This window comes from Paraburkholderia acidicola, assembly GCF_002362315.1.
GTDB classification, from domain to species: Bacteria; Pseudomonadota; Gammaproteobacteria; order Burkholderiales; family Burkholderiaceae; genus Paraburkholderia; species Paraburkholderia acidicola.
In genome coordinates, this window is the sequence record NZ_MTZV01000006.1 from 1,565,743 (window position 1) to 1,581,366 (window position 15,624).

The window sequence follows — 15,624 nt, forward strand, 5'->3', positions numbered from 1 at the left end:
TGAATCGGGTATTAGTCGATTTAATGCCGCAAATGACGATGCAGCAGCGGAGGAAATCGCGTGGGGCCGTTCTCGTTCCCCAGGTGGCTTGCTTCCATTTGAAGCGCTTCGTGAAAAAGCCGTGTCAGCGGCTCTGGTTTTTCGCGCGCATCTGCGCGGAAATTTTTGCTGCCTGCTGCTGCGCCAGTTTGGGATCGCCCCAGCCAAGCGCGATGCGGTCGAGTGTGAAGGTCGCGGGATCGCTGGCGTTGTAGCGCAGCGGTAACGTGGCGCTTGGGCGGGTTCGAGACACAAGCGGAAAGGCGCGCTTTCCGTCCCTGCTACTAATATGTATGCCGCTGGTTGCGCCGTTTACCCCAGCCGCAGCAGATCGCCAGGCAGATCATCGAGCGTAGCCCGCGTCGCGAACGGCGCGGGCGCGCCGTCCGGAGCGGACAGACCAACACGGTTGTGCCAGTAAGTCGGCAGCCCAACCAGCGCCGTTCCGAACAGGTCATAAGCCGAGCCGGCGACAAACACTGTGTTCTCGGGGCGCGCACCTAGCTTGTCGAGCGCCAGCAGATAAGGCGCGGGATCGGGCTTATAGAAGCCGGCTTCCTCCGACGTCACCACCACATCGAAAGCAACACCGGGAATCGTCGCCGCGAGATGGCCGAGCGCCACCGAACAGTTCGTGACGACACCAAGCTTGTAGTGCTGCTTCAGATCCGCGAGCACGGCGCCCGCTTCCGGCCACGCCTGCAGTTCACTCCAGCGCCGCTCGAGTTCGGTCGCACACCCTGGGTCGAGGCCAACGCTCGCGGCCGCCTGCGCAACCAGTGACTCATAACGGACATAACGGCCGCATCCATAAGTCAGCTTCAGATAGGCCATGCGCCACTGCCGCCCACGCTCTGCCGAGCCAGCCACCGCATTCCACAGCGTCCACGAATCGAGCACTGCGGTCAGCAGATCGAACAGCACAAACTGAATACGCGGTCGATCCGCAGGCGGTTGCAGAACGCTCATCGTTCAGCCCTCACCGACCGGCGCGCCGACTTCAGCCACCGCGTTGATCTCGATCAGCACGCCGTGATGCAGCGGGCCGACCGGCACGACCGTGCGCGCGGGCCGGTGCTCGCCCATGAACGCGGCATAGACGCGGTTGATCTCCGGCCACAGCTCCACGCTCGTGATAAAGAGCTGCACGCTCACGAGCCCGGCTACCGACGACCCGCCGGCTTCGAGAATCGCCTGCACGTTTTTCAGCGCGCGTGCAGCCTGGTCGGCGATGCCGTCGGGGATCGAGCCGGTGACCGGATCGATGGGCAACTGGCCGGCTACATAAACAAAGCCGCCCGATACGATGCCCTGCGAGTAATGTCCGGCGGGCTTCGGTGCGTGTTCGGTGAAGATGGTTTGCATCAGTACGTCTCCTGTAGATCGGTTCAGATTACCAGCCAGCGATGCGCGGCCAGTATTCGCGCGCGCCAGACTCGTCGAGTACGTGATACCCGGCGTGCTGCGCCGAGGTTGCACAGGCGTGATTCGGCAGGATACGCAGTTGGGTGCCGACCGGCAGGTGCAACGCGTTCGTCGGCCGCGCGTCCGGATCGCGCAGTGCGACGATGCCGTGCTCCTGGTTAGCGGCGATCACGATCAGATCGCCGAGCGGTTTGCCGTTCGCGTCGCACACCACACCGTAGCCCTGATCGACCGCCTGCGCCGCCGTGCCACGGTCGCGCGACAACGCCATCCATCCGGCGTCGACGATCGTCCAGCCCTTTTGCGGCTGATGTCCGATCACGGTGGTCAGCACCAACACCGCGATGTCCGCCTGCGTACATACGCCGAGCCCCGCCATCACGAGATCGAAAAAGATGAACACGCCGGCACGGACTTCGGTCACGCCGGTCAGATCGTCGGCGAATAGTGCGGTCGGCGTCGAACCGACGCTGACGACCGGTGCCGCGAACCCTGCGTCGCGCAACCGCTGCGCGGCAGCGACGACTGCATTGCGCTCTTCGTGCGCGTAGCGGACGATTTCATCGACGGAACGGCTGTCGTAGGAATTCCCTGCGTGCGTCATCACGCCCTGTACGTCGATGCCAGCGGCACGCAACAGTTGCGCGATCTCGACGATCAGCGGCGAGTCCGGCGGCAGACCGGAACGGTGTCCATCGCAGTCGATTTCCAGCAGAACCTCGAACGTCTGGCGATGCGTACGCGCATAGTCAGCAAGCAGCGTCGCGGTTTCCAGACTGTCGAGTACGAGCTTGAGCGACACACCTGCACGGAGTAGATCCGCAGCGGCCTCGAAACGATTCGGCGCGATGGCGACGCCATACAGAATGTCCGTGAAGCCGTGCTCAAAGAAAAACCGTGCTTCGCGCAACGTCGATACGGTAATCGGCCCGACGCCCGTATCGAACAGCCGTCGTGTCGCCTCGATGCATTTGCTGGTTTTCACATGCGGGCGCATCGGTACGCCGAGCCTCGCCAGATGCGTACGCATCCGCGCGATGTTGGCATCCATGCGGGCGCGTTCCAGCAGCAACGCTGGAGTTTCAATCGATGACAGTGAAGCGGGCATGCTCGTCTCCTGAAGAGCATCTAGGATAAACGCGATTGCCTGCCCTACAATTTAGCGCCACTTACTCATAGATTTAGTGGAACTGAAATGAAAGATTCCGCCGATTTGCGCTTTCTGCTCACGATCCGCGCCAGCGAGAACCTGCTCGCCGCCGCCCGCACGCTTGGCCTGACACCATCGGCGGTGACTCAACGGTTGCAGCAGATCGAACGGCGGCTCGATGTCCGGCTCGTCGATCGTTCCGCGCGCCGGCTGCGTTTTACCGAGGAAGGCGAATTGCTCTGCGCGCGTGGCGCCGTGCTGATCGAACAGTTCGATGCACTGCTCGACGATCTCCACGCGCGTCGCGGTGGCATGGTCGGCACGCTGAAGATCAACGCGCCGCTTGGCTTCGGTCGGCGCTACGTGGCGCCCGCAGCGGCGCACTTCCAGGAGTTGCACCCGGAAGTGGATATCGCGCTCACGCTGTCGGACGAGCCGCTCACCGAAGTTGCGGACCGTTTCGATGTCGTCGTGCATATCGGCGAACTGCGTCTGTCGAACCTGATCGGTTACGCGGTCGCGCCGAACGCGCGGTGGGCCTGCGCGTCGCCCGCGTTCGTCAAGCGGCACGGCATGCCCGCTACGCCGGAAGCGCTTGCCGCACTGCCCTGCATCGCCCTGCGCGAAAACAACGAGGACGTGACGCTATGGCATTTCAGCAAAGGCCGCACTACGCGTAGCGTGCGCGTGCCGGGCCGGTTGAGCTGCAACGACGGGGATGTGATCCGCGGCTGGGCGCTCGAAGGACGTGGTGTGATCGTGCGATCGGAATGGGATGTGGACGATGACGTCGCACGCGGCACGCTGGTACGGTTGCTGCCCGCGTGGAAGCTGCCCGATGCGAACGTGATCGCGCTGACGCATCAGCGCGCGGGTCTGCCGATGCGCACGAAGATGTTCATGCGCCATCTGCAGGCGCGGTTTCGGCCGGCTGCGCCGTGGCGTGTGCGGTGAGTTCTGGGCTCGTCTGGGACCTTCGCTCCGCTACTGCGCGCCGATTTCGTGCCGTATCAGGAGCCTGCACGAAAACACGCAAAACTTGACGCGCGCCCAACGATGTGATTTTATGTCGCACCATGTACGCGCCGATTACCTCCCTATCGCTAGACCTACTAGCCCGCTCTACCGGGCCAGGTCTGCTGCTGCGCGCGTACAACATCTGTTTCTGCTGAAGCGCCGCTAAATCCCCAGTTTGCTGACCTTGCCCCGGTTTCCGACCGGAGGCGATGTTTTTTCGTTTGCTCATCCGGTCGACACCCAACCTGTCGAACCCACGGATGACAACGATGAAATCCTCCTACCCCAGCTGTCCCGCCTCCTTCGCCCGAGCTTTTGCGCGAAGCGCCCGCCTACGTCCGCCACATCGCGCGACCTGACCGATTGCCCTCCAGCCTGTCATTCACATTCATTGAGCGAGACCCATCATGTTGAAGAACCCTGCCACCAAGTACCGTCCCTTTACACCCGTCAACTTGCCGGACCGCGCCTGGCCTTCGCGCACCATCACGCGCGCGCCGATCTGGATGAGCACCGACCTGCGCGATGGCAACCAGGCGCTGTTCGAGCCGATGGATGCGCAGCGCAAGATGCGCATGTTCAAGACATTGGTCGCGATCGGTTTCAAGGAAATCGAGGTCGCGTTTCCGTCCGCATCGCAGACCGACTTCAATTTCGTGCGCGAGCTGATCGAAGGCGGCCACATTCCTGACGACGTAACGATCGAAGTCCTTACACAGGCACGCGACGACCTGATCGAGCGCACGTTCGAATCGCTGCGCGGCGTACCGCGTGCGATCGTCCATCTGTATAACGCGACCGCGCCGGAGTTCCGCAAGTGGGTGTTCGGACTGGACCGCGACGGCGTGAAGACCCTGGCGCAGAACGCAGCACGTACGATCAAGCGCTTCGCCGATGCCGCAACGGACACGCATTTCACCCTGCAATACAGCCCCGAAACCTTCACCGGCACCGAACTCGATTTCGCCAAGGAAGTCTGCGACGCCGTCTTCGACATCTGGCAACCGACGCCGCAGCACAAAGCCATCGTCAATCTGCCCGCCACGGTCGAGATCGGTACGCCGAACTTCTACGCGGACCAGATCGAATGGATGCACCGCAATCTCGCACGACGCGATTCGCTGATCCTGTCGGTCCATCCGCATAACGATCGCGGCACCGCCGTCGCTGCTGCGGAACTCGCAGTGATGGCAGGCGCCGATCGTATCGAAGGATGTCTGTTCGGCAATGGCGAGCGCACCGGCAACGTCGACCTCGTGACGCTCGCGTTAAACCTGTACACGCAAGGTGTCGATCCGGGCCTCGATTTCTCGAATATCAACGAAGTTGCACGTACGGCCGAGGAATGCACGCAATTGCCGATTCATCCGCGCCATCCGTATGTCGGCGACCTGGTGTTCACTGCGTTCTCGGGCTCGCATCAGGATGCGATCAAGAAAGGCTTCACGATGCAGAAGCCCGACGCGATCTGGGAAATGCCGTACTTGCCGGTCGATCCGAACGACCTCGGTCGCACTTACGATTCGATCATTCGCGTGAACAGCCAGTCGGGTAAAGGCGGCATCGCCTATCTGCTCGAACAGTCGTACGGGGTCGTGTTGCCGCGCCGGCTGCAGGTCGATTTCAGCGCGGCCGTGCAACGGCTCACCGACGACAGCGGCCACGAAGTCACGCCGCAGCAGATCTTTACGCTGTTCGAACAGGAATACGTCCACAGTCAGGCGCCGCTGCACTATGTCGGCCATAGCCTGAGCGAGCGTGGCGAGCGCGAGCACATCCAGTTGACAGTCGATATTCACGGCAAGCGCACCGTCGTGAGTGGCGAAGGCAACGGTCCGCTCGATGCGTTGATGCATGCGCTGCGTACCCCCGTGCGCATCCAGCACTATGAAGAACGCGCGCTGACGCAGGGTGCCGACGCGCGGGCGATTGCTATTGCGGAGATGGCCGGCGCAGACGTGGTGGGCAATGCGTTCGGCGTCGGGATCGATGCGAATCTGATCACCGCCTCGATTCGTGCCGTGATCAGTGGGATCAATCGTGCGTATGCGCGTTGCGACGATGACGCGCAGCAGCGTTTCTTCGACGCGGTGTTGCGTGAGGCAGATCACGCTGCGGTGTAGAACCGGGTTGCGATAACTTGCTTGAATGAAAGGGGTGTCCGCAGAGGCAGGCGGACATCCCTTTTTTACGCTTCAACGATGTGCCTTTCGTGGACCTGCCACGCCCACACATAGCGCCGGGCCATCATTTATCGGCCGCTACGCAGAAAACTTTAGCCCTGTATCGCAGTTTTTTTGCATTACACAGTGCGCGTAAAAAAAAGCACATCACATCGCGCGATTCACCCACTCCATTAACGATTCTGTCATGCGTCAGCGCTAATTTCGCGGGCACTGCGCTTCTTTTGCTGCTCACGTGCGTGCCGGACACGCACAACACAGCGCTAAAAGCGGCCAGCACTTCCGACTTCCGCGTTGCAACGAGATCCTTCATGGCAAGTATCGAACAGCTATACAGCGCACTGGCTACCGCCAGTTCCGATCAACAGGACGCGACGCAACCGGCGCTCGTCGTACACGCAGGCCAGATCGCCGTCGACACACCCGCTGTCGCGTCGGAGATGAGCAACGCCGATCTGCAGAACTGGTTTCTCGACGCGCCCGACGTCGAAGCCGTTGCGGTGGTCAAGAACGGCGCACCTGTTGCGCTCATCAACCGCAACGTGTTCATGGAGCAGTACGGCCGGCCTTTCAGTCGCGAGGTGTTCGGCAAGCGGAGCTGCCTGTCGTTTGCGAATCAGGAACCGTTGATTGTCGGTGCCGATACGCCGATCGAAGTCGTCGTGCGTAACGCGGTTGAGCCTGAGTCCCGCGTGATGAAAGACGGCTTCATCTGCACGCGAGACGGCCAGTACTTCGGCATCGGCAGCGGTATGGCGCTGATCCGCGCGATGTCGGATATCGAAGCCGCGAAGACTCGACAGCTGCTGTCGAGCATCGAATACGCGTCGGCGATCCAGCAATCGAACCTGCGACATTCGCAGACGGAACTCGCCGCATGCCTGCCGTCCGCACGGCTCGAATGGCTGCCGCGCGATGTCGTCGGTGGTGACTGCTACTTCTTTCGCGCTACTCGCAACGGCATGTTCGGCGCGCTGATCGATTGCACCGGGCATGGCGTACCGGGCGCGTTCATGACACTGATCACGCTGTCGTTCCTCGAGAACCGCGTCGCGACCGGTTGCGAAGAACCCGATCCGGCACAGGTGTTGTCGGAACTGAATCGTTACATCAAGAAGGTGCTCGGTCAGCACGCAACGGGCGGTGAAGCGCACATCGTACGCGAAGGCAAATCTGACGACGGTCTCGATGCCTTCATGTTCGTGCTCACCGGCAACGGCCTCGATCTGCAGTATGCGAGCGCGCGCCTCGAACTGGCCGTACTCGATGCACAGCAGCCCGATGTGCTGCTGCTCGAAGGCGACAGGATGGGGGTCGGCTACAGCGACACGCCCGACGACTTCGCCTTCACAACGCGTCGCCATACGTTGCAGACCGGCTACCGCGCGTTCGTCACAACCGACGGCATCATCGATCAGGTCGGCGGCCCGAAGCAGATCGCGCATGGCCGCAAGCGTCTGTACAAGCTGTTTGCCGATCATCGCGAGGAGCGCCCGCAACAATTCGGCGACACGCTGCTCGCCAGCTTCGCTGAGTGGCAAGGCCAGCAGCATCGACGCGATGACGTGTGCTTCTTCGCTTTCACGAACGAGGCATAACGATGGATTTCCGCGCGTTCGAAAGCTTTCGCGATGCGGCCGGCGACGCCGGCCTCGTGTACTACTACGCTGGCCACTTCGACGAAGAAGTGCGGCGCTCGCTATCGGCGAACCTGAAAAGCAGGCTCGAAATGGAGAGCGTAGGCGGTACCGCCAAGCGCAAGCTGTTCTCCACTTTCATGGAAATGGCGCAGAACGTATTGCACTACGGCGGCTGCGTCGAGACACCCAGCGAAACCGAAGCACGACCCGGCGCCATCGCGGTTGGCCGCGACGCGTCGTCGTACTGGATCGTGTGCGGCAATCTGGTGCCAGTCGAACACGTTGCGCGCATCGCCGGCAAGCTGGACCAGTTGAAGCAGATGTCGCTCGACGAAATCAAGGCGGCGTATCGCGAACAACTCGCCAACGACGACCACGCGAACACCGACACGATCAGCAAAGGCGCCGGTCTCGGCCTGCTGACGATCGCGCGCGACAGCATCCAGCCGGTCGAGTACGCGTTCTATGACGACGAAGCGTCGGTTGGACGCTTCTCGCGTTTTTATATCAAGGCTTTTGTCTAACCCCGAGGCTGCATCATGACGCCGATCAAACTTCCCCGTACCGACTTCACCCCGGAGATCGAGTTTTCCCCCGCCGACCAGCGTCTTTCGGTCGAAGGCGAATGTCATCCGGAGAACCCGAATACTTTCTTCGGCCCGATCATGCAGTTGATCGGCCAGTACTTGCAGACCGCGCAGCCGCCACACTTCGTGATGCGTGTGCGTCTGACGTATATCAACAGCGCGTCGACGAAAGCGATGCGCCAGCTCTTCATGGTGCTGAGCGATGCGTCGAAGCGCGGTTGCAATGTCGACATCGACTGGGAGTTCGATCCCGATGACGACGCGATCCAGGAGCTCGGTCAGGATCTGCTCTACGGAATCGGCGCGACCCACGTGGTGTTCAACGAAGTGCTGATTGAGACGTGACGCGCCGAGGCTCAGGCCTCGTGCGTTAATCGTGCGTTACACCGCGACTGCGCCGACGTAGTTCTCCGCCATCGCGGTAGCCGCGGCGCGCGAGGTCGTCACGTGTTCGAGTTCGGCGATCTGTAGTTGTTGCTCGAACGGCGAGGCGTCGTCGAGGCGGTGCATCATCCGTGTCATCCAGTAGGAGAAGTGCTCCGCGCGCCAGATCCGCTTGAGCGCAGTCGCGCTGTAGGTATCGAGCAGATCGATGCGGCCTTCCTTGTAGAACGAATCGAGCGCGTGCGTCAGCACGCGTACGTCGGCTACCGCAAGGTTCAGCCCTTTCGCGCCAGTTGGCGGCACGATATGCGCGGCGTCGCCGGCGAGGAAGAGCCGGCCGTGCCGCATCGTCGTCGACACGAAGCTGCGCATCCCGACGATATTCTTCTGGAAGATATTCCCCTCCACCACATGCTCGCCTTCGGTCGAATCGACGCGCGCATGCAGCTCGGCCCAGATGCGATCGTCGGACCAGTGATCGACCGTGTCCTTCGGATCGCACTGAAAATACATACGCTGCACGTTCGGCGAGCGCGTGCTGACGAGCGCGAAGCCGCGCTCATGTCGTGCATAGATCAGTTCATGCGATGAAGGCGGCGCCTCGACCAGAATGCCAAACCAGCCGAACGGAAACACGCGCTCGTAATCGCGTCGCAGTGCCCGGGGAATCGCGTTGCGCGATACGCCCTGCGAACCGTCGCAACCGATCACGTAGTCGCACTGCAGTTCGTGCGCTTCGCCTTCGTGGTGAAAGCGAATGAACGGTGTCGTTGTATCGATACCGTGCAGCGAGGTCTGCGAAACGTTGAACAGCAACGCACCGTTTGCTTCGATGCGCGCCGCAACGAGGTCCTTCAGCACCTCGTGCTGGGCATAGACCGTGATGGACTGACCCGTCAGGCCGGTGAGATCGATCCGCCGGCGCTTGCCATCGAACGCGAGTTCGAAGCCGTGATGCTGTGCGCCTTCGGCTTTCATCCGCGTACCGACGCCCGCTTCGGTGAGCAGGTCCGTCGTGCCCTGTTCGAGCACACCGGCGCGTATCGTCGATTCGATCTGTTCGCGGCCGCGCGATTCGAGCACGACCGATTCGATCCCGCGCAGATGAAGCAGATGGGAAAGCAGCAGGCCCGCAGGCCCCGCGCCGATGATGCCAACCTGAGTGCGCACTGGAATGTCTCCTTCCTGTTCGGGGATTCGTTTGCGCAAGTGTGGCGGGGATCGGCGGTATCGCACAACGCGATATGGTGGATATGTACTATCTCTGAATCGAATAGTGATCTGGAAGCGTTGACCGGATCGATGTGCCCTAAAGATTCGGCACCAGCAAAGTCGCGCTTCGCAGGTCAGCTGTCTTCTGGGGCATCCTGGCAATCTGCATGTTTGCGTTTTTTTATCATGTGCAATAACTGCGGTAGTCTTGACGTACCATCGCAAGCAGCATGACAAGAATGAAAATGCGCGGGAATCCTGCTCATTTGTTAACTCTTTCAACCAGGGGTTCTGATCGCTAACGAACCCCTTGCCATGCCAAAACACCGACCGTCAGCTTTTACCGCCCCGGGGAAGTCTCTATGCATCACCTGATTCGCGTGGTATCCGCAGCCCTGATTTTTGCCAGCTCGTATGGCGCCGTCCAGGCCGCCAACACCGCAAAACCCGCCGATTTCCAGCCCAACATCACGATCATCACCGACGACACCGTCTATAACGTCAACGCGGACGGCACCTACACGAAAGACATCAGCGAGAGCTTTCGCATCAATACGGACCAGGGTGTCCAGCAACGCGGCCAGGTATCGCTACGCTACAGCACGTCGCTCGAAGAACTGAGCATCGAGCAGGCGTACACGACCACCCAGGACGGCCGGCGCATCGACGTCACGCCCGACAAGATTCTCGAGCAGCAAAGCGCGGAGGGCGCCCAGGCGCCGATGTTCGACGACAACAAGGTAAAAGTCGTGGTCTTCCCGAGCGTCGCAATCGGCACGACGCTTACGCTGCGCTATAAAAGCACGCAGAAAAAGCCCATGTTTCCGGGGCAATTCTCGACGCTTGAGTACTACGGCGTCGGAACGCCCAGACAGTCGATGCATCTGACGATCCGCGCGCCAGCCGCGATGAAACTGTATGTCGATGCAATCGGTCTCGACGGTGGCCGCGTCGATGCGGACAAACCGGATGTACCGGGTACGCAGCTCTGGAAGTGGTCGCTGACGAATCGTCCGGCGCAGCCGCCCGAACTGGGCTCGGTCAGCAGTGTCGACTACAGCCCGCGTGTGGCAGTGAGCACGTTCCCGAATTTCGCGGCTGCCGGCGTGGCCTATCTCGATCGGGCGGCACCGAAGGCTGCCGTGACGCCGACTGTCCAGGCGCTCGCGGACAAGCTCACCCAGGGCGTCACGGACCCGCGGCAACAAGCCGAGATCCTCTACAACTGGGTTAGCACCAACATTCGCTATGTAGCGATCTACCTCGGCTTCGGCGGTGTCGTGCCTCACGATGCCAGCGCGATTCTCGACGCGGCGTATGGCGACTGCAAGGATCACGTGACCCTGCTCGAAGCGCTACTCGCGGCGAAGGGCATCAAGAGCGCGCCCGTGCTGGTCAACGCGTACGACAGCTACTGGGTTCCGAAAGCGGCCATGCCGGTTGGCGTGTTCAATCACGCGATCACCTACCTGCCCGCCTTCAACCTGTTTGTCGATTCGACTGCGGGGCTCGCGCGTTTCGGCACGTTGCCCGACTCCGAACTCGGTAAGCCCGCCCTGGTGACCGACGATGGCAGCGGCACCGCGCGTCTTGTGACGCTGCCGGTCGCCAACCCGGACAGCGCCCGCGTGAAGGTCACGACGCAACTCACGATCGATCGCGCAGGCAACGTGCTCGGCACCAGTCAGGTCGACAATCAGGGTGCTTTCGATCTGCTCTCGCGGCAACTCTTCTCGTCCATTCGTCCGGGCCTTGAGACGCAGGTTGCGGCACGGGTCCTGACGATGACCGGTCAGGACGGCACCGGCGTCTACACCCACGGCGAGGCACGCGATCTGACAAAGCCCTTCGATTACGCCACGCAGTTTACGTTGCCGGATTACGCACTGTTCCCCGGACCGGGCGCGATCCAGGTGCCGGCGGGGCTCGGCAGCTTCAGCAACATCGGCTCGACGTTCGAGCAGGCCTCTCAGGAAAAGCGTGAATACGCGATGCCCATGGCCGGGCGACATGTGACGGAGACGACGGCCATCACGCTGCCGGACGGCGTCAAGATCCCTGTCTTGCCCAAGCCGGCAAACATCGTCTCGCAATGGGGAACGTATACGTCGGCTTATCGAATCGACGGCCAGACCATCACCGTGACGCGCAATCTGGATATCACCCTGCCCGGTGGACTGATCGAACCCGATCAATATCCAGAGTTCAGGAAGATGGGACGCGCAGTGAAGCGCGATCTGCGAACCCAGCTGGTTTACTACTAGGCAGACCAGCCTTCGCTTAAAGAAAGCAACCATGCCCGGCGAGCGCACCCCGGCTTCGATGAAGCCGGACCTCGCTCGCATCGCCGCCCACGGTAAAGGCGGCGTAACACCCGGGCACAGCTTGTGGCTGTGGCGAACCGCCGCCGCAGGTAAGCGGCCTGCGAAGCGTTTCCGGGCACGGAAGCGTGATGTAAATATACCCAGCTTCCGCCTGTAAGGGCTTCCTGTTTTCCGCCAGACATCGGTGTTTTGCAGAAGCTTCTTCCGGTATCATCGTCATTAAATTGATAATGTTCCGGAGCCCCCATGACCTCGCGTAACCGCCCGCTCGACCCGCAGGATCTCAAGATCATGCGCGAGTTGCAGACCAATGCGCGCGTGAGCAATGCCGATCTCGCCGAGCGCGTCGGCATGTCGACCACCGCGTGCTGGAACCGGACCCGGCAACTGGAAAGCGACGGTTATATCCGCGGTTATGTCGCGCTGCTCGACCACCAGAAGCTCGGGCTCGCCGATATCGTGCTCCTCGAAGTCACGCTAGATCGCCACGATGACAACGCGCTCGCACGCTTCGGCGCGGAGCTGGCCGAGTTACCGGAAGTGCTCGAGGCGTACCTGGTATCGGGGGAATACGACTACCTGGTGAAAGTCGCGGTGGACGGCACCGCGGGCTACGAGCGCTTTCTGCGCGAGAAGCTCTACAAGATCGCCGGTATTCGCCACAGCCGCTCGATGTTCACCCTGCGCTGCATGAAGAGCATCCCGTCGGTGCAGGTTTAAATCCGCTATTGCTGCACAGGTGGCTTCACAAGCGGGCACGCACTTTCGGCAAGCGGCCGAAACGCCTTGTCGGCGGGAATCGTCGCCTTGATGGTGTAGTAATCCCAAGGGTATTTCGACTCAGACGGCTTCTTCACCTGCACGAGGTACATGTCGTGCACCATGCGGCCGTCTTCGCGAATCCGGCCGTTTTTCGCGAAGAAATCGTTGATCGGCAGTTCCTTCATCTTCTTCATCACGGCAGCGGTATCGTCGGTGCCGGCTGCCTTCACCGCGTTCAGATAATGCATCGTCGACGAGTAATCGCCCGCCTCGATCTGCGTCGGCATCTTCTTCGTGCGTGCATAGATCCGCTTGGCCCACGCGCGGGTTTCGTCGTTGCGATCCCAGTAGAACGCCGTTGAAAATTGCAGACCCTGTGCGGTCTGCAAACCGAGCGCGTGAATGTCCGACAGGAACACCAGCAGCCCGGCCAGTTGCTGTTTGCCTCCACGTGTGAGGCCGAATTCATTCGCGCTCTTGACCGCGTTGATGAAATCGCCGCCGGCGTTCGCAAGGCCGATCACTTTCGCGCCCGAGCTCTGCGCCTGCAACATGTACGACGAGAAGTCGGAAGCGTTGAGCGGCGCGCGCACCACACCGATCACCTTGCCGCCGTCGGCCTTGACGGCCTCCGAGGTGTCCTTCACGAGCGCCTGGCCGAACGCGTAGTCGGCGGCGAGAAAGAACCAGCTGTCGCCGCCCTGCTTCGCCATCGCATCGCCGGTTGCATGGCCTAGCGCATACGTGTCGTAGACGTAGTGAATGCTGACCGGCGAACACTTCGCTCCGGTGATGTCCGAACTCGCCGGCCCGGTGGCGATGACAATCCTGTTCTTCTGCTTCGCGATGTCGATGACCGCGAACGCAGCACCCGACGAAGCGAGGTCCGTGATCATGTCGACGTGCTGCACGTCGAACCACTCGCGAGCGCGTGTCGCTGCGATGTCGGCCTTGTTCTGGTGATCGGCGGCGACCACCTCGACCTTGATGCCGGGGTTCGCCTTCATGAAGTCTTCAGCAGCCATGCGCACTGCCTCGACGGCACTCTGTCCGGCCACCGACGCATACACGCTCGACAGATCGGTCAACACGCCGATCTTCACGACACCGTCCGAGAGCTGTGGAGTCTGCGCATGCGCAGGCAACGAAGCAAGCGCCATGACGGCGGCTGCAAGGCCTGCAAGCGCCGCAAGCGGTCGGGCCGTTCGAAGTGTTCTGGCGGTCATGTGCGTGGTCTCCTTGATGGTTTCTATTTATGAATGGTTAGCGGTTCCACGGCGACGTCGCATACGCATCGCGTAGCCGTCGCTTCGCGATCTTGCCGTTGTCGTCGCGCGGCAGATGTGCGACGAACGCGATCTCGCGCGGAATCTTGTAGCCCGCGATCAGCGGACGCAAAAAGTCGATCAACGTCTCCGCTGAAAGACCGTTCGCAGCCGCATCACATTCGATCGCGGCAACGAGCCGCTCGCCGTACTCGGCATCAGGCACGCCGAACACGGCGACATCGCCGATCGCCGGATGCCGCGCAAGTGCGTTCTCGATCTCGGCCGGATAGATGTTGACGCCACCCGAGATGACCATGTCCGACGCGCGGTCGCAGACGTACAGATAGCCGTCAGCGTCGAGATAGCCCATGTCGCCGAGCGTGACGAGTCCGTCGCGCTCGATCCGCTCGCGCGCCGCGTGGTTGTTGCGATAGGTGAAGTCCGGATAGGCGGGCTGGCGCGCATAGATCAGGCCGATCTCGCCGACATCGCACGGTTCGCCCGGTTCTCCCGATTGGCGGCGAATCTGCACCCGCGCCTCGCCGATCGGGCGCCCGGCACTACCAGGGCGCGCAAGCGCATCGTGCGAATCGATCACGGTGACCATACCGACCTCGCTCGACGCATAGGTCTCGTACACGATGGGGCCAAGCCATTCGATCATCGCGCGCTTCACATCCGGCGAGCACGGCGCGCCCGTCGATGCAATGAAACGCAACGACGACAGATCGTGCCGCGCGCGTTCGGCGGCGGACAGCTTGAGTAGACGCACATACATGATCGGCACGAGATAGACCGTGTCGATCCGATGGCGCTCGATCAGCTCCAGGACACGCAACGCATCGAAGCGCGGCATCAGCACCAGCAGCGCAGCGGTTTGCATCGCGCTGCGCGCGAACAGCGTGGGCGCGCTGTGATACAGCGGCGCGGGCAACAGCACGCGACAACCGGGCACGATCCCGAAGGCGCTCGCGAGCACCCTTTGCGACTGCTGATCGCGTGCCTGCAACTGATCGAGCGGCACTGCATCGCGCACGACACCTTTCGGCCGGCCGGTCGTACCCGACGTGTAGACGAGATGTCCGCGCGGCGAGACAGTCGGTCCGTCGTAAGGCGCCTGGTTAGCGAGCCAGCTTTCGTAGCGCAGCGCCGCTTCGACGCGCACCGGTACGTGATGACCGGCGACCGGATTCGCATCGACGGCGAGCAGCACCGTGCCGCGCGGTACCACGTGCAGACACGCGGCAAGCAGCCCGGCATCGGCGATCAATGCCTTCGCCGCGGAATCGGTCAGCAGGTATTCGATCTCCGCGGGCGTGAAATGCCAGTTGATCGGGCAATACATGCAGCCCGCTATGCGGCATGCCTGGATCACATCGAGATATTCGGGGAGATTGCCCATCAGGACCGCGACCGTGTCGCCTTCGCGGATGCCGAGCCGGTACAGGCCGCCCGCCAGACGCTGACCGCGTGCGAGCAGTTCGTCGGCGGGGCGCAGGCGGTCTTCGAAGATCAGATCAGCGGGCATGGGCGATCACCATCGACAGACTGCGGGAGCACAGCGGCGTATGGAACCGGGGTGTCGGCATAGGCGTCTCCATCGTAGATCGTTCGGTCCGGGGGCGGCCCCCGT

The 15,624-nt window shown here is 61.8% G+C and carries 15 protein-coding genes; 7 read left to right on the forward strand and 8 right to left on the reverse strand.

The features are described from left to right. Positions 1–124 precede the first annotated feature (124 nt). The 4 genes from BWP39_RS31775 to BWP39_RS25690 are packed head-to-tail and all read right to left on the reverse strand — an operon-like array spanning position 125 to position 2,572. Complete coding sequence (locus BWP39_RS31775; protein ID WP_157915183.1) at positions 125–292, reverse strand: hypothetical protein; 168 nt, start codon at positions 290–292, stop codon at positions 125–127. 59 nt (positions 293–351) lie between these two features. After that, positions 352–1,008, reverse strand: coding sequence for an HAD family hydrolase (locus BWP39_RS25680; RefSeq protein WP_096725067.1), 657 nt, complete (start codon positions 1,006–1,008; stop codon positions 352–354). Positions 1,009–1,011: 3 nt separating this feature from the next. Beyond that, the gene (locus BWP39_RS25685) at positions 1,012–1,404 is read right to left on the reverse strand and encodes a RidA family protein (protein ID WP_096725068.1); all 393 of its coding nucleotides are present in this window, start codon (positions 1,402–1,404) and stop codon (positions 1,012–1,014) included. A gap of 28 nt (positions 1,405–1,432) precedes the next feature. Then, positions 1,433–2,572 carry an alanine racemase gene (locus BWP39_RS25690; RefSeq protein ID WP_096725069.1) on the reverse strand — a complete coding sequence of 380 codons (1,140 nt, stop codon included), beginning with the start codon at positions 2,570–2,572 and terminating at the stop codon, positions 1,433–1,435. A gap of 87 nt (positions 2,573–2,659) precedes the next feature. Between BWP39_RS25690 and BWP39_RS25695 the strand changes: the two genes are divergently transcribed. Beyond that, entirely contained in the window at positions 2,660–3,568 is a 909-nt protein-coding gene (locus tag BWP39_RS25695) for a LysR family transcriptional regulator (protein ID WP_096725070.1), read from the forward strand. A gap of 470 nt (positions 3,569–4,038) precedes the next feature. After that, positions 4,039–5,754 carry a 2-isopropylmalate synthase gene (leuA, locus tag BWP39_RS25700; protein WP_096725071.1) on the forward strand — a complete coding sequence of 572 codons (1,716 nt, stop codon included), beginning with the start codon at positions 4,039–4,041 and terminating at the stop codon, positions 5,752–5,754. 124 nt (positions 5,755–5,878) lie between these two features. Here leuA and BWP39_RS31595 read toward each other — a convergent pair whose 3' ends face one another. Next, positions 5,879–6,127: a hypothetical protein gene (locus BWP39_RS31595; protein WP_133116938.1), complete on the reverse strand. Its 249-nt coding sequence runs from the start codon at positions 6,125–6,127 to the stop codon at positions 5,879–5,881. On the opposite strand from BWP39_RS31595, the gene BWP39_RS25705 reads away from it, so the two are divergent. The 3 genes from BWP39_RS25705 to BWP39_RS25715 are packed head-to-tail and all read left to right on the forward strand — an operon-like array spanning position 6,126 to position 8,386. After that, complete coding sequence (locus BWP39_RS25705; protein ID WP_133116939.1) at positions 6,126–7,412, forward strand: SpoIIE family protein phosphatase; 1,287 nt, start codon at positions 6,126–6,128, stop codon at positions 7,410–7,412. The genes BWP39_RS31595 and BWP39_RS25705 overlap by 2 nt on opposite strands. 2 nt (positions 7,413–7,414) lie before the next feature. Then, positions 7,415–7,978, forward strand: coding sequence for a SiaB family protein kinase (locus BWP39_RS25710; RefSeq protein WP_096725073.1), 564 nt, complete (start codon positions 7,415–7,417; stop codon positions 7,976–7,978). Positions 7,979–7,993: 15 nt separating this feature from the next. Further along, positions 7,994–8,386 carry a DUF1987 domain-containing protein gene (locus tag BWP39_RS25715; protein WP_096725074.1) on the forward strand — a complete coding sequence of 131 codons (393 nt, stop codon included), beginning with the start codon at positions 7,994–7,996 and terminating at the stop codon, positions 8,384–8,386. Between the two features lie 36 nt (positions 8,387–8,422). Here the strand turns inward: BWP39_RS25715 and BWP39_RS25720 are convergent, their stop codons facing one another. Continuing rightward, on the reverse strand, positions 8,423–9,595 hold the full coding sequence (locus BWP39_RS25720) for a 4-hydroxybenzoate 3-monooxygenase (protein WP_096725075.1): 1,173 nt from the start codon (positions 9,593–9,595) through the stop codon (positions 8,423–8,425). Positions 9,596–9,999: 404 nt separating this feature from the next. On the opposite strand from BWP39_RS25720, the gene BWP39_RS25725 reads away from it, so the two are divergent. Together BWP39_RS25725 and BWP39_RS25730 are read left to right on the forward strand one after the other, a co-directional pair. Beyond that, positions 10,000–11,901, forward strand: a complete 1,902-nt coding sequence (locus tag BWP39_RS25725; RefSeq protein ID WP_096725076.1) for a DUF3857 domain-containing protein — start codon at positions 10,000–10,002, stop codon at positions 11,899–11,901. 306 nt (positions 11,902–12,207) lie between these two features. After that, positions 12,208–12,681, forward strand: coding sequence for an Lrp/AsnC family transcriptional regulator (locus tag BWP39_RS25730; protein ID WP_091008441.1), 474 nt, complete (start codon positions 12,208–12,210; stop codon positions 12,679–12,681). Between the two features lie 5 nt (positions 12,682–12,686). On the opposite strand, the gene BWP39_RS25735 is transcribed toward BWP39_RS25730, so the two are convergent. Beyond that, positions 12,687–13,949: an ABC transporter substrate-binding protein gene (locus BWP39_RS25735; RefSeq protein ID WP_096725077.1), complete on the reverse strand. Its 1,263-nt coding sequence runs from the start codon at positions 13,947–13,949 to the stop codon at positions 12,687–12,689. 37 nt (positions 13,950–13,986) lie between these two features. Then, positions 13,987–15,519 carry an AMP-binding protein gene (locus BWP39_RS25740; protein WP_096725078.1) on the reverse strand — a complete coding sequence of 511 codons (1,533 nt, stop codon included), beginning with the start codon at positions 15,517–15,519 and terminating at the stop codon, positions 13,987–13,989. Positions 15,520–15,624 lie beyond the last annotated feature (105 nt).

What these genes read in the sequence shown, in the direction of transcription:
- BWP39_RS25710 (WP_096725073.1), top strand. Translation starts at nt 7,415, where the DNA reads ATGGATTTCCGCGCGTTCGAAAGCTTTCGCGATGCGGCCGGCGACGCC.
- BWP39_RS25725 (WP_096725076.1), top strand. Translation starts at nt 10,000, where the DNA reads ATGCATCACCTGATTCGCGTGGTATCCGCAGCCCTGATTTTTGCCAGC.
- BWP39_RS25740 (WP_096725078.1), bottom strand. Translation starts at nt 15,519, where the DNA reads ATGCCCGCTGATCTGATCTTCGAAGACCGCCTGCGCCCCGCCGACGAA.
- BWP39_RS25705 (WP_133116939.1), top strand. Translation starts at nt 6,126, where the DNA reads ATGGCAAGTATCGAACAGCTATACAGCGCACTGGCTACCGCCAGTTCC.
- BWP39_RS25695 (WP_096725070.1), top strand. Translation starts at nt 2,660, where the DNA reads ATGAAAGATTCCGCCGATTTGCGCTTTCTGCTCACGATCCGCGCCAGC.
- leuA (WP_096725071.1), top strand. Translation starts at nt 4,039, where the DNA reads ATGTTGAAGAACCCTGCCACCAAGTACCGTCCCTTTACACCCGTCAAC.
- BWP39_RS31595 (WP_133116938.1), bottom strand. Translation starts at nt 6,127, where the DNA reads ATGAAGGATCTCGTTGCAACGCGGAAGTCGGAAGTGCTGGCCGCTTTT.
- BWP39_RS25685 (WP_096725068.1), bottom strand. Translation starts at nt 1,404, where the DNA reads ATGCAAACCATCTTCACCGAACACGCACCGAAGCCCGCCGGACATTAC.
- BWP39_RS25680 (WP_096725067.1), bottom strand. Translation starts at nt 1,008, where the DNA reads ATGAGCGTTCTGCAACCGCCTGCGGATCGACCGCGTATTCAGTTTGTG.
- BWP39_RS25735 (WP_096725077.1), bottom strand. Translation starts at nt 13,949, where the DNA reads ATGACCGCCAGAACACTTCGAACGGCCCGACCGCTTGCGGCGCTTGCA.
- BWP39_RS25690 (WP_096725069.1), bottom strand. Translation starts at nt 2,572, where the DNA reads ATGCCCGCTTCACTGTCATCGATTGAAACTCCAGCGTTGCTGCTGGAA.
- BWP39_RS25730 (WP_091008441.1), top strand. Translation starts at nt 12,208, where the DNA reads ATGACCTCGCGTAACCGCCCGCTCGACCCGCAGGATCTCAAGATCATG.
- BWP39_RS25715 (WP_096725074.1), top strand. Translation starts at nt 7,994, where the DNA reads ATGACGCCGATCAAACTTCCCCGTACCGACTTCACCCCGGAGATCGAG.